Source organism: Streptomyces sp. NPDC090499 (assembly GCF_044769305.1).
In the GTDB taxonomy this organism is placed as follows: Bacteria; Actinomycetota; Actinomycetes; order Streptomycetales; family Streptomycetaceae; genus Streptomyces.
In genome coordinates this window covers 767,198-779,936 of record NZ_JBIVXP010000001.1, presented here as the reverse complement: position 1 = coordinate 779,936, position 12,739 = coordinate 767,198, and the positions used below count along the sequence as shown (strand labels likewise).

The window sequence follows — 12,739 nt, the reverse complement described above, 5'->3', positions numbered from 1 at the left end:
GGTGTCGGTTCCAGCCCCCGAGGGGGACGGAGCGAACCTGGGAGTCGTCTGGGAGGCCGTCGACGAGAGAGATCAGCCGTCGGAGTCCGAGGAATCCAGGCTGTCCGGGACGAAGCCAGACCCGTCGGGCGTCGACTCGGTGGTAGCGGGAGAGGTCGGACTCGACGTCGGAGAATCGTTCTCGGAGGAGTCGGCCGACCGAAAGAGCTTTCCCAACTCGACCCCGTAGACCCGGGTCAGGCCGGTTGTCAGGCGGATGTAGTCGCCGATGAACGGACGCTGCGCGAGGAAGTCCTCATGCTGGTCGCCGAGGAGGATCGCGTACGTCTCGCGGATCGCTGCGAGGAACATCCGCGGCAGGGTCGGGCGCCGGAAGATGGCGTTGACGACATCCTTGACGCCGGCGTCGCCGTCGGACGACTCGAGGACTTCGCCGAGGAGACCGACCAGGTCCAGCTCGTCCGACAGAATCGGGTCGAGGGCTTCCGCCGGCAGCTCCGCCGGGAAGATGAACTGTTCTCCGCCCAACTGGACCGGGATGCCGTCGGGGTACTGAACCTCGCGGCGCTCGGCGTCCAGGTCGATGACGAACGACATGTGCGTGACCTCTTCTTGAGTACGTAGCTGGGTTGCCGTGTGTGGCAGCGCGCGGACAGTGGCAGCGCTGCACGGCTTGTGTCGCGGAGTGCGGCCGCCCCTGCCTCACCGCGGCAAGGAAGGGGCGGCCGCAGGCCCGGGTCACGCGTAGGTGAAGCCGCCGGTCTTGGTCGCGGTGCCGCCTGCGGTCGTGACGGTCACGTCCTTGGCGCCGGTGGTACCGGCCGGGGTCGTGACGGTCAGCTCGGTGTCGCTCTCGACGACGAGCGCGGTACCGGCCCCAGTGCCGAAAGTCACGCCGGTCGCGCTGTCGAGGTCGGTGCCGACGATCGTGACGACGGTGCCGCCCGCGATCGGGCCCGTGCTCGGCGACAGGGTGGTGATGGTCGGGACCGGGGGCTGGAACGCCGGGTCGTCCGTCAGTACGTACCAGGCATCCGTGTCGTCGCCGCCCTGGACGGCCAGGCGCAGCGGGAGCACGGCCTCCTTGGTCTTGGCGAGGTCCTTGGAGACGCCTTCCATCTGCATGGCGCGGGGAATCGGGTAGCGGTAGTGCTTGCCACCGTCGACGACCTCGATGCACGCTGCGACTTCGGTGCGGCCACCGATCCGGGGCGGCGTGAACTTGAAGTGCTTGGCACCGCCTCCGGCCGGGGTGATGGCGTTGATGCGGCCACCGCCGTACACCGCCCGGAAGTTCTTGCCGGACCACTGCTGCAGGTCGACCTCGATGGTCGCGGCATCGCTGGTCTGGAAGGTGCGGGTCGGGTAGCTCGACTGCGCGGACTTGACCTGCTCGAAGTTGGGCTCACTGTTGAACTTGAGGCTGTCCTCGGTGAACAGGCCGACCGTGTACCACCCCGCGGGCATTGTCACCGTGGCGTCGGCCGGGGCCACGGTGCCGACGGGAGCCAGCCACAGGCGGCTGAGCTGGGGGATGACGATCTCGTTGTTGTTGGTGCTCTCGCCAGCCATGGCGGGCCTCTCCTTGGTGTCCGGTACTAGGGCGCGGACACCTTGGAGAGCCGGGGTGGTTAGCGTCGCGTCGTCAAGGGTGGAGGGTGACGGAGAGGTTCATCAGCCACCGCGGTTGGCCGTCGACGAGCGGGGACCACACGAGCAGCCCGGACGGCTTGATGCCGCTGATGACCGGTCGGCCGGGGACGTGAGGCGCCTCCACCAGGTCCTGGGCTGCCTTGGCGCAGCGCATCAGGATGCGCCGTAGTTCAGCCTGCCCTGGCCAGCCGCCCGGGTCGCCGTAGACCTCGAGCGTCACCTCCGGCGCGATGGCCCAGAGCAGGTCCCGCAGGTCACCGCCGGGCCCGTGACTGATCAGGAGGTGCGGCCAGGGGGCTTCCGCGATTCCGGACACGCGGCCGGGGCCGCCGAGTGCGTCGGCGGCCTCCGGGTGTTCCTGTAGCCAGGCGAGGATCGCGGAGACCGGATCCGCGTCCGCCAGGGTCAGCTCGCTCATCAGGTGCGGGAGACGTAGCCCTGCGCGCGCAGGTGGTTGGCGTAGTCCGGGGCGACGAGGAGTTCGGCGCCGGGCGGGTAGTCGGTGCCGTCGATGGTGTGGTGGTGCGACAGCGTGACCGAGACCGGTTCGACGCCGGGCCGCAGGGCGGGGCCGACGACTTCCGGGGCGGGGGCCGGCGTCTTGGGTGCGGGCGGGGCCGCGGCGGTCTCAGTGACGGTCTCGGCGGACTCCTCCGCCGCGGCGGCGGGCTTCTTGGTGGTCGTGTTCGTAGCCATGGCGCGCACTGTGCGGGCGCGGCTCACTTGTGTCGCGTGCTCAGTGGCGGGCGGCGACGATGGCGGCCGCGCCGGACATGAAGTGTGCGCCATCGGCACGCAGGTTGCCCGGGTAGACGGTGCCCACTTCGGCCTCGACAACCATGGGGGCCTGTACGGACACGGTGACGGTGACCTTCTTCCCGGCGACGACCGGCTGTCCCGTGTTGATGTGCCGGGCGATGCCGTCCGGGTCCTTGTGCGTGGTGCAGCGGCAGTTCTTGAGGTTGGCGACGGCCCGGGAGCTCTCGTCGCGGGGCTCGAGCATGTAGGTCTGGGCGCCGACGCCGCGGTGTTCCATGTCCCACCGCATGGAGTTGATCGAGAAGCGCAGGTTCCCGGGGACCTCCTGGCCCTGGGCCGCGACGTGGGTGGGGCGGACCTTGTCGTCGCCCACGGTCACCCATCGTTTGATGGGCGGGGCCAACCGCTTCGCCTCGATCTCGACCTGGTGGGCGATGCGCTGCACCGCGGGGGCGAGCATGCGGGCGAGTTGCTCCTCGAGGCCCTGCGCGGGCGTGAACTTGGCCATCACGCCACCTGCGGCGGGTTGAGGGTGGCGGTGGCTTGGACGTAGTCGACATCCGGGCAGCCGGGTACGGCGTGGTTGCGGGTGCTGGTGAGCGTCCAGGTCCGGCCGGTCTCGTCGGAGATGGTGTCGCCTTCCTTGACCGGCCATGCCTGCGGGGCGAGCCGTACGGTCCATGAACCGTCGTCCTGTTCGAGGACAGACCCAGGCCAGGTGCCGCGCGGGGCGGGCTTCTGGTTCGGGTTCGGTGGGACGGGCACGCCATTGGCGTCGCGTGCCCAGGGGTGGGCGAGCACGTACACCGTGAGCGTGGCGTTCGGCAGCACAACAGTCATGGCCAGCAGCTCCCGTTCGTCAGTAGCCGCGGCCGCGACTGGAGGAGTACGGCCACGGTGGGCGGGCGGGCCGGTTCAGCGGCTGGAACAGGCGGCGTTTCCAGCGGGACAGACTGCTGAGCTCGGGCAGTGCGCCGGCCTGGCCGGTGGTCGGTGCCGACTCGTAGGAAATCGACTGTCCCTCCGCGCTGACGGAGGACACGCGGCGGCCCTGGGAGCCGACACCGCCGGGGCGGAGCCGCTCGGACTCTGCGGCGTGCGTGGTCACGTATCTGACGACGGGGTCGTTCGCGGCGCCGTCGAAGCCCACGAGGAAGTCGACGTCGTAGGTGCCATCTCCGCGGTCGCAGTAGGCGGAGACCTGGACCAGGTCGTCGGCCTCGAACGGCCACGACTCGGGGTCCTCCAGGTCCTCGTCTCGGCGCCAGTAAGGAGTGAGGGCGGTGCGGGTGACGAGCTGGGGGATGACGGGCTGGCCGAGGTATCCGACGACGTCGGCCTGTGCCTTGCGGATGGCGGTCAGCAGGTCGTCACGCTGCTCCGCGGTGAGCGGGAGCGGGACGCCGAGTTCCTTGGCGACGGCTTCGGGGGAGGTGACGAGGCCCAGCCCCAGGGGCAAGTCCATGCGTACGGACTCGTCCTTGACGGGCTGGGCTCCCTCGCTCGGGGTGAAGGCGACGGTGGCCCAGTAGCGGCCTGGCGGCACGTCGGGCAGCGCGAACCGATACACCCCGGCGCGCAGCCGAGTGGCCGGCCCTGCTCCCGCCGAGAAGGTGGTGCGGTCTGGGCCGTCGTAGAGGGACAGGCTGGTGACTTGCCCTCCGGCCGGTTCGGGGTCGTAGTGCGCCCCGCCGTACATGGGCTTGTAGTCGAAGGTCGACACCCCGGGCTCCCCTTACTGCTCGGTCGTCGCGCCGGCCTGGGCGGCGAGCCGTTTGGCCTGGGTATCCAGTCGCTCCTGGATCCGCGCGGCGACGCCTTCGGAGACGTGCGCGCCCGCGGGCTGCAGGAGACGCTCGATCGGGTTCGCGTGCGGCCCGAGGTACGTCCGCTCGACCAGTCGCAGGGTGCACACGAGAGTGGAGCCGTACGGGGTGAGCGGCCGGAACACGTTGCTGGGGTCGGCCGGAGGCCGCTTGGTGGCGTCGTCGATGATCACCTCGGACAGGTTCGCCTCGTCGGGGATGACCTCGGTGGGGCTGGCGTAGATGGCTGCCGCCGGTGCCTCCGGCGCGTCCTGCACGGCCGGCGGCTCGAGCGGAGCGGCCTCGGGTGCCTTCGGGGTGCTGGCGTCGGCCGGGGTGTCTTCGGCCGTGGGCGTCGTCTCCGCGGCGGCGGCCTCCGTGGTCGACTCCTCGGCGGGGGCCGGGGTGGTGGCTTCGGTGGGTGCGGCCTCCGGGGCGGGAGCGGCCTCGGCGGCGGGCTCCTGCTCGGGGGCGGCCTCGGCGACCTTGGCCGTGGTCTTGCGGGTGCGGGCGGTGGTGCCTGCCATGAGTGGGCTCCCTCTCAGGGGGTTGGTCCGGACGGCGCGCACCCTGCACTCCGGGCACAGCTTGTGTCGCGCTCTACGACACGGGGCGGCCCCCTGCGAAGGAAGCCGCCCCGTGCCCTGCGGGTCAGGCGAAGGTGAACCCGCCGGTCTTGGTCGTGTTGCCCGCGTCGTCGACCAGGACGACGTCCCTCGCGCCTGCCGTCACGGCCGGCGTGGTGACGGTCAGCTTCGTGGCGGAGACGACGTTCAGGGCGGTGCCTGTGACGCCGTTGAAGGTGACCAAGGTGACGCCATCGAGGTACCTGCCGGTGATGGTCACGACCGTGCCTCCGGCGACACCGCCCGTTGCCGGGCTGATGCTGTCGATCGTCGCCGCGGGGTACTGGGCGCTGATCGCCGACTGCCGGACCACCTGCCCCGCCTTGAAGGCGAGGGTCTTGACGGACCCCTCGGGCTTCGTGTCGTTGCTGGTGCCGGTGTAGTAGCTGCCCTCGTCGCTGTGACGGGTGGCGTATACGTCCTGTGTGACGATCACCTCGGGGTCGGTGATGCCTGCGGTGGTGGAAGGGAACGCCGCCTTCGTGATGCGGGTTCCGTCCGCCTTATAGAGCGCCATGCTCCACGCCCCTCTCTCGTGTCTGTGTTGGGCGCGGGCACCGTGCCCCACCCGAGCGGTTACGGTCGCGCCCTGCCGGGTGGGGCACTTGCCCAATTGGGAAAGAACGATCTTGATGTCGTCCGGCACGGATCCGGTGCCGGGTGACGCTTGCCCAATTGGGCAAGAACGATCTTGGTGTACCCCTTGGCGGCTACGGCCGTCCGCTCTGGAACTGCTTGCCGGGCCCGCGGCGGCGCTCGTCCTGGGCGCGCTGCAGGTCGCTCCAGCGGTTGGGACCCTGCTTCTTCTTGAGGTGCTTGATGTTGTTCGCGGCAATGCCGACCTTCTGCGGGCCCAGCACGGACACCAGGCACCCCTCCTCGGCTGTGCCGCGGGAGGTGTATCCGGCCTCGGCGAGGGACTCCTCGTCGGGGAAGATGTCGACGTGCCGTTCGATGGTCACGTCGACCAGGTGGTCCTCGCGGCCTCCGAGCGAGTACACCCACTTGAAGTTGGCGGGTGGGTCCGGTTCGACGGCCTCGCGGAACAGGGTGACGCTCTTGGTGTACGCGTAGAAGCGGACGCCCGGCGCGGCCCGCATGATCCGCATCCACGCGTCGGTGTACTCCCGGGAGAAGAAGTCGCCGGCGTCGTGGCAGCGGACCCAGCGGTCTTGGTACCGCTTGTGCTGGAGCTCGGCGGTCATCTGCGCCTCCCAGCCGGGCAGATCGTCCAGGACCATCATCAGGTTCGCCTCGTGCCGGGCCTTGACGCCCGGGAACCGGTAAGCGCCCTGGCGTGCGTAGCAGAGTGGGGCGCAGATGCCCGCTGAGGGGCACGTGTTGTAGTTCCGGCCGTCAGGCAGGGTCCCGGCCCACGCCGGGATTGACCAGTTGTAGATGCCCTGCCTGCGCATATCGCTGTTTTGGGTGAGTAGCCACCGTGGTTTCTCAGTCATGCCCCGGACCGTGGGGTCCTGGGCTGGCTTGCGTCGCGCTCAGAGGATCCGCAGGTCGTCCCAGCCGTCCGGGCCGACGCTGAACACCAGCAGACCCGAGGACGAGACCTCGCCGGAGCGGACGGCGTACCAGTCGCTGCCGTTGTCCAGGGTCGGGGCCTGGATCCACAGACGGCCGTTGCCCATCTGCTGTGCCCGGAAGTGGTGGAAGTGGCCCGTGATGAGGATGTCGGCGTCCGCCACGGGCTGACGGCCGAACGTCTGCCCGCGCCACCAGTCACCCGCCTTGTCCGGCCGCGGGTACTGATGGCCGTGGGACAGGCCCACGATCTTCCCGGCGACGTCCAAGCTCACGCTGTCCCGCCACCGCTCCGGCATCACGAACGAGACGTGCCCGTAGGCGTCCTCGTTGCGGGCGTAGGCGTCGGCCACCTGGGACATGACCTCAATGCCCCAGTCGTCGACCGGCGGGCCCACGGTGTCTTTCCCGCGGCGCACCCGGCCGTGATTGCTGCCGCACGTCGCGGCGACGACACGGCCGAACTTCCCGGCGAGACGGTCCAGGCCCTCGAAGGTCACGCGGCGATGGACGCGGACCATCTCCGTCAGGGCCAGGTCGTTGGTGAAGGCCTGTTGCGTGGTGTTCTCGAAGCCTTCGACGCAGTCTCCGGCGTCGGCCCAGTAGGCGACGGACGGGCCGCGGCCCACGGCCTTCAGGTCCCGGACGTGGTCGTCGAGCCGGTCGAACCGGTCGGCGATCCGGGCGATGAGCTCCGGCGTGCCTCCGTCCCGACCGACCTTCCCGGCCTGCGCGTCGGCGTACACCACCACCAGGGCACGCTCGGCGGTGTCGATGGCCGGGCGCGTCTTGCGGCGGCGGCGCATCGCGTCGCGCATCAGGGCGTCGACGTCGCCAGCGGACATCCATGCGGGTGCTGCGGGTTCGATGACGTACTTGCAGCGCCACACCGCGCGGGTGACGGCGTCGTCGCCCTGGGCGTCGCGATGCCATGCGCTGGGGTCATGTTTGGCCTCGACGAGGCGGACGCGGAAGCCCTCGGGGATGGCGAGGCCCATCTCCTCGACGCGCTGGCGCCAGTCGGCCACTCCGGCGGGATGGCTGTCGGCGGGCGGGGCGGTGACGACCATCGTGCCGCCCGGCTCGTAGCGCACCCCGGATTCCCAGCCGCGGGGCGCGGCCTGTTGCGGGCGCTGCGACTGCGCGGGCTGGCTCTGCTGCGGGGCGGCCGGCTCGATGAGCGCTTGCAGGTCCTGACTGAGGCTCATCGCGCGCACCTGCAGCCGTTGGGGGTCCCGCGTCTGCGGTGCCGGTTGACCGTCCAGGCCGTGACCGGGTCGCCGTACCGCGAGAGGGCTTCGGCGATGACCGTGGCGGACACGGTCGTCTCCAGGACGGTGCGCAGCGACGTGGCCACGTCGGTGTCCGCGGTCTCCAGCAGAAGTCCGATGTGGCATCGCGGTCCCCGCTGTACGGCCGGGGTGGTGGTGAGGGCGTCCAGATCTGCCGCAAGTCCCGTGAGCTGTTTCTCGATCACCAGGGTCTCCTCGTCGTGTCGGTGGTACGGGGAGGGGGTGCACCCATGCCCGGGTGCACCCCCTCACTGCGGCCTGGATCAGCCGGTCGGCTGGGTCCAGGAGCCGATGACGAAGCTCTCCGGCCGGGGAACCTCGAGCGCCAGGCGCTCGTCGGCCCTGAACGTGATCAATCCCTTCTCGTAGTTGTCCGCGTTCTCCGAGGAGACGGTGACGGACACGTTCTCGCGGTCGTGGAGCTGCGCGCCGAGCCCGAACGCGCCGATGAGGAAGTCCGTGTCGGCCATCGCGGTCGTCTCGACGACGTTGAGGCGCCACACCTTCTTCTCGGCGCCGATGGCGACGGCGATGGCGACGCGGAAGGCCCCGTTCTTGTCCTCCTCGACCTCGACGTGCTCCCACATCGTCGGGGACAGGACGATGCCGGTCGGGTCGTACTCGGCCAACAGTGCCTTGGTGATGGCGCGACGGATCTGGACGGAGTACTGGTCGGCCGCGAGACCGGTGTACTGCTGGACGCCCGGCGTGTTGTAGATGCCGGTCAGGGACTGGCCGTCGCCCACCGAGTGCAGGAGGTCCCAATCCTCCGCGTACTTGACACCCTCCACCATGCGCGTGTTGATGAACGTCTTCAGGCGCGGTTCGTCGCTCAAGATGTTCTTGTGCGCGTCCAGGAGGTGGGCGACCTCGGCGACCGGGTACATCACCGGCGTCAGGGTCAGCTTGGACCGCGGGGCCCGGCCCCAGGTGTCGGTGTCCGCGCCGGTGGCCGGCGACGTGCCGTCCGCGGCGTACCGCTCCTTCACCTGGCGGGCGTTGTTCGTCCAGCCGGTCTCACGCGCGCCGTACAGGACGGCGTTCTTCGTGGTCGACTTGGGGAACAGGTCTCGCACGTGGAACTTTCGGAACGGGCGCTCCGCGATGCCGACGTTCTGCACAGAGCCGAGGACCTGGTGGGTCACGGTGCCTGCGGACAGGGAGAAGATCGACTTTCCCTCGATGTCGGCACGGATGTAGGGCTTGTCACGGAACTGCTGGGCGGTGGCGCTCTGGTAGGAGCCGGACTCGACGAACAGATCGCCGAGGGACTTCTCCTCGACGCCGCCCAGCTGGCGCTGCGCGTAGTGGGCGGCTGCGGCCGGCGGCGCGTCTGGGGCGTCGAGGTACTGCTTGATCTCGGTCAGACCCTGCTCGGCGTCGATGAGGCCCTTGATCTCCTGCGCCTCGCTGGAGACCTTGCGGAAGGCCGCGGCCTGTTCGCTGGAGACGACGAACTGGCCGCCATCCTCGATCTTGAAACCCTGGCTGATCTGCTCGGCCTCGTTGCTCTTGAGCTCGAGCGCCTTCTGCAGTTCCTGGATACGGCTGGTGGGCATTTCGGGGCTCTCCCTGGTGCTGGGGTGGCGGTTGACGTGCGCCGTTCGCCCGGCCAGCACCGGGACGCCTCAACGCGAGGCGGGATGAAAGAGGGAGAGGGGGGTTAACGTCGCGCGCTGCCCGCTCGAGACGTCAAGAGCGGACAGCGCATGGGTTTTGACCTGCTGTTTTGCTATCTGTGGTGGAGTGGGGCCATAGGGGTGGAGCGGTCGCGGGGGTGCAACTCAGCTCCGCATTGCGGCGAGTGCGGCCTTCACCTCGGCCGGGTCCAGGCGGACGGTCTCGTCGTCCTCCGGCTTGAGGGTCGGGGTGCCCTGGTCGCCGTCCGGATCGTCGCCTGCGGGGTCGCTGGCGTCGGTTTCGCCGCTGTCGGGATCGTCGTCCTCGGTGTCGTCGAACATCTCCTCGTCGTCCTCGTCCCACAGGTCCAGCTCCGACCCTCCGGCCGCCGGCTTACGGCTCGCGGGCGGGGCGTCGCCGATGTCGAGTCCCTTCGCGGACAGGGCGGCGATCAGGTCACGGATCTTGTCCCGGACGCCCTCAAGCTGCTTCGGGCCCGCGGTGGTGGTGCTGACCCGGGCGGTCGCGTCGCTGAGCGCGTCGACCGTGGGCTGCACGACGCGGGCCTCGGCTTCCTCGTCCTCGTCGGCCTCGCGCGGCTCGTCATCGTCCTCGTCGGGGACAACGACGGTGGCCAGCGTGACCGGCTTCGGCGAGCCCAGGTCCACGTCGTCGCCGTCGAGGGTGTACGGCACCAGGTAGTGGTCCTCACCCTCTCCGGAGTGCACCGACGCGATGACGTGGGCCGGGTAGGTGCCCTGAATGCACGCCCAGGTGTCCTCATCGGGGGCGAGTAGCAGCCGGACAGCCTGGCCGAGGCGGTCGCGTATCTGCTCGAACGACTGGGGCAGGGGCTGGATCGGGTCCATGGAGTCTCCAGTGCTGGCGCTGAGGCGTGCTTTGACCTCGAGGACGGTGCGGCGGGCGGACTTGTGCTCGATGCGCGGCCGCGTGCGGGCGCCCTGCACCGCGGCGTGTGCGGACTTCTTCTCGGTGGCGGCGAGTGCCCGATAGCGGGACAGCACACCGTTGGCGAAGTCCTCGGCGGCGACGGTCCCGGCCACGACCTTCACGGGGTCGAGCGTCGGCGCGGGGGGCTTCGGGAGGGCGGCGCCGGCCAGGAGGTCCCACGGGGTTTCGCGGCACTCCTGCCGCAGGAGCGGCATGTCGGGGAGAGCCGTGATCGGCCACCATGCGGTGACCTCGGTGGCGTCGCCATCGGGGTCGTCGGGGTTGGCGGTCCGGCGTTCGTCTTGCGGGGTGTTGATCGGGACGGACGCCTCGGTGGGGACGACCGCGACGTAGAGCCGGTAGATGCCGTTCGGCGCCGTCCAGGACCCGACGACGCTGGTGGTGCCGGGCAGGGTCGAGCCGGTCTCCTCGCTCCACTCACGGATGGCGGTCTGGAGCGGGTCCTCGTCGCCCTCCCCGTGCCCGCCGGGGAACTCCCAGCTACCCGCGGCCGGGTCCTTGTCGTCGAGGGCTCGCTGGATCATCAGAACGCGGCCGGTGTCGGCCGCCTTGACGACCAGGCCCGCGACCTTGATGGCGGCCTCGTCCTTCGGGGAGGCGACGACGTCGATCTCCACAGGGCCGGGCGTGGACTTGTACTCGAGCCCGTCGTGCCCGCTGCCGGCGGCGGACTTCACCTCGAGGCTGCGCGTCAGCGGGTGCGCGCCGTGCAAGACGGGCGAGACCTCGAAGAGGTCCATGTCGTGGATGACACGGACGTTGTTGCGCATGGTGGCGCTCCCCTCGCGGACACGGAATCCGATGGAGAACGCAGCCTGCTTGTGCTCGTGCCACTGCTTGACCTGCTCGTAGGCGTCGCGGCCTTGCTGGGTGCGGAGGTTGTAGAGCACGGTGGCGACGAGCGCGCCGGCTTCGGGGGGCCAGTCGGGGATGCTCTTGAATCGGACGTCGCCGGGCATCCATTCTTCGACCTCGGCGACGACTCCGACGGGGTCCTTCCAGCCGTGATGCCATACCGACTTGACGGGCCGTGAGGCCAGGGTGCGGGTGAAGGCGCCGGGCAGGATGAGGTCGTCGACCTCGTCGACGACACCCGTGACGGCATAGATTGCCCGGCTGGTGCCTCGCTGAAAGGTGACGGGTACTACTGCGGATCGGGGTGGAGCGGCGCTCGGCACGGCGGGGAACCTCCGGCGGTGGACAGTGGGCCGCCGGGCACCGTGCCGAGTGGTGGGTCTTACTGTCCTGCGCTGGCTCCTGCGGGCTGGTCGGCCTGTGCTTCGGCCTCGGCGCGCGCCATGCCCCAGCCTCGCGTCCAGTAGCGGTATCCGAACCGCTCCTCGACGTCGGCGCCGTACATGGCGTACGGGCAGGCGTCGGCGGGGTCTCCCGCCGCGTACGCGGCCTTGCCCTCGTTGAGCAGGTCCTGGCAGGCCTGCCGGTTGAGCTCCACTCGACTCTCCTCACTGGCCTGCGAACATCAGGTCCTGCTGGCCCCGGTCGTCCGGGGGTTGACCGCCCTGCGGTGCGGCGCCGCCTGCTGCGTTTGCCCGGTCCTCGCCGTTGTGGTGCGTCTGGGTCATCTGCGCGCCGTCGACGTCGAGAGCCCACGCGTCGGGGTCGGTGTAGCGCCACACCTGGCCGGTGGAGTCACGGACCCATCCGGTCAGTGTGCCGTCCAGGGCCAGGTCGAGCCAAGCCTGTGATCCATCGCTGCTGGCAAACGCGCTCCAGGCCTGCGGACCGCTGGGGTCGGTCTCGTCGCCCTCGTTGTACTCGTCTCCGGCCCAGGGCCGGGAGTCGTCTTCGGGCTGCGGCGGGGCGTCGGCCGGTTCCTCGCCGGTGCCGTCTCCCTCCGGCGGGGTGTCTCCAGCCGGGGGCGCTGCAGGGTCCTCCGGGGGTGCCGCGGGGTCGTCGACGGGCGCGGACGGGGCCGCCGTCGGATCCTCGGGTAGCTCGTCGGCAGGGTCCAGGGAGGAGTCGCTGGCAGAGGCGTCGGGGCTGGACGTCTCGAGCCCTGGGGTCTCCTCGTTCTCGTCGTCTTCCTGCCCGAAAGGCTTGCCGCCCTTGGGGAATGCCTTGATGGCGTATCCGTATCTGGTCACGGGTGGAGGATGAGCGAGCGGAGCGGCTTGTGTCGCTGCCACCCCGCCCCACCCCGGATCAAGATCGTTCTTGCCCAATTGGGCAAGCGGTCCGGATCAGCCCCCGGGCGCGCTCGCCTGCCGGGGGACCGCGCCGCTCTCCTCGACGACGTTGGTGTACTCGCGCAGCACAGCGAGCACGGACGCCCCGTTGTCCCCAGCAACGGCCGTCAGGGGGCCGGTCGAGGACAGGAGGATCTTCTCCCCCTTGTGGAGCTCCACGAGGGCCGCGGCCCGGTGCGACCCGATCACCGGGCGGTCGGCCCGCCCGGTGATCTGCACGGTGTAGGTCGCACCGTCATCGAATGCGCCAGCGACGGTGAACACACTGC

17 protein-coding genes are annotated in these 12,739 nt (G+C 70.1%); all 17 read right to left on the bottom strand.

Annotated features, from left to right (window positions below):
• Positions 1-72: 72 nt before the first annotated feature.
• The 17 genes from ACIQVL_RS03625 to ACIQVL_RS03545 all read right to left on the bottom strand — a co-directional run bounded on the left by ACIQVL_RS03625 (position 73) and on the right by ACIQVL_RS03545 (position 12,734).
• Positions 73-597, bottom strand: coding sequence for a hypothetical protein (locus ACIQVL_RS03625; RefSeq protein WP_403474242.1), 525 nt, complete (start codon positions 595-597; stop codon positions 73-75).
• 141 nt (positions 598-738) lie between these two features.
• A complete protein-coding gene (locus ACIQVL_RS03620) occupies positions 739-1,572 on the bottom strand; it encodes an IPT/TIG domain-containing protein (protein WP_403474241.1) in 834 nt (277 codons plus the stop codon).
• Positions 1,573-1,645: 73 nt separating this feature from the next.
• On the bottom strand, positions 1,646-2,071 hold the full coding sequence (locus tag ACIQVL_RS03615) for a hypothetical protein (protein ID WP_403474240.1): 426 nt from the start codon (positions 2,069-2,071) through the stop codon (positions 1,646-1,648).
• Complete coding sequence (locus ACIQVL_RS03610; protein ID WP_403474238.1) at positions 2,071-2,349, bottom strand: hypothetical protein; 279 nt, start codon at positions 2,347-2,349, stop codon at positions 2,071-2,073. Before ACIQVL_RS03610 ends, ACIQVL_RS03615 begins: the two co-directional genes overlap by 1 nt.
• A 40-nt stretch (positions 2,350-2,389) precedes the next feature.
• A complete protein-coding gene (locus ACIQVL_RS03605) occupies positions 2,390-2,920 on the bottom strand; it encodes a hypothetical protein (RefSeq protein ID WP_403474237.1) in 531 nt (176 codons plus the stop codon).
• Positions 2,920-3,252 carry a hypothetical protein gene (locus ACIQVL_RS03600; protein WP_403474236.1) on the bottom strand — a complete coding sequence of 111 codons (333 nt, stop codon included), beginning with the start codon at positions 3,250-3,252 and terminating at the stop codon, positions 2,920-2,922. The genes ACIQVL_RS03605 and ACIQVL_RS03600 overlap by 1 nt, the downstream gene beginning before the upstream one ends.
• A 19-nt stretch (positions 3,253-3,271) precedes the next feature.
• The gene (locus tag ACIQVL_RS03595) at positions 3,272-4,135 is read right to left on the bottom strand and encodes a hypothetical protein (RefSeq protein WP_403474235.1); all 864 of its coding nucleotides are present in this window, start codon (positions 4,133-4,135) and stop codon (positions 3,272-3,274) included.
• A 12-nt stretch (positions 4,136-4,147) separates the two neighbouring features.
• Complete coding sequence (locus tag ACIQVL_RS03590) at positions 4,148-4,744, bottom strand: hypothetical protein (RefSeq protein ID WP_403474234.1); 597 nt, start codon at positions 4,742-4,744, stop codon at positions 4,148-4,150.
• Between the two features lie 124 nt (positions 4,745-4,868).
• Positions 4,869-5,360, bottom strand: coding sequence for an IPT/TIG domain-containing protein (locus ACIQVL_RS03585; protein WP_403474233.1), 492 nt, complete (start codon positions 5,358-5,360; stop codon positions 4,869-4,871).
• A gap of 193 nt (positions 5,361-5,553) precedes the next feature.
• Entirely contained in the window at positions 5,554-6,300 is a 747-nt protein-coding gene (locus ACIQVL_RS03580; protein ID WP_403474232.1) for a hypothetical protein, read from the bottom strand.
• A gap of 39 nt (positions 6,301-6,339) precedes the next feature.
• Complete coding sequence (locus ACIQVL_RS03575) at positions 6,340-7,587, bottom strand: hypothetical protein (RefSeq protein WP_403474231.1); 1,248 nt, start codon at positions 7,585-7,587, stop codon at positions 6,340-6,342.
• Complete coding sequence (locus ACIQVL_RS03570; protein WP_403474229.1) at positions 7,584-7,856, bottom strand: hypothetical protein; 273 nt, start codon at positions 7,854-7,856, stop codon at positions 7,584-7,586. Before ACIQVL_RS03570 ends, ACIQVL_RS03575 begins: the two co-directional genes overlap by 4 nt.
• 78 nt (positions 7,857-7,934) lie before the next feature.
• On the bottom strand, positions 7,935-9,230 hold the full coding sequence (locus ACIQVL_RS03565; protein ID WP_403474228.1) for a phage major capsid protein: 1,296 nt from the start codon (positions 9,228-9,230) through the stop codon (positions 7,935-7,937).
• A 225-nt stretch (positions 9,231-9,455) separates the two neighbouring features.
• A complete protein-coding gene (locus tag ACIQVL_RS03560) occupies positions 9,456-11,441 on the bottom strand; it encodes an NUDIX domain-containing protein (protein WP_403474226.1) in 1,986 nt (661 codons plus the stop codon).
• Positions 11,442-11,500: 59 nt separating this feature from the next.
• The gene (locus ACIQVL_RS03555; RefSeq protein WP_403474224.1) at positions 11,501-11,716 is read right to left on the bottom strand and encodes a hypothetical protein; all 216 of its coding nucleotides are present in this window, start codon (positions 11,714-11,716) and stop codon (positions 11,501-11,503) included.
• Positions 11,717-11,726: 10 nt separating this feature from the next.
• Positions 11,727-12,368: a hypothetical protein gene (locus ACIQVL_RS03550; protein ID WP_403474223.1), complete on the bottom strand. Its 642-nt coding sequence runs from the start codon at positions 12,366-12,368 to the stop codon at positions 11,727-11,729.
• Positions 12,369-12,464: 96 nt separating this feature from the next.
• A complete protein-coding gene (locus tag ACIQVL_RS03545) occupies positions 12,465-12,734 on the bottom strand; it encodes a hypothetical protein (RefSeq protein WP_403474222.1) in 270 nt (89 codons plus the stop codon).
• Between the last annotated feature and the right edge of the window lie 5 nt (positions 12,735-12,739).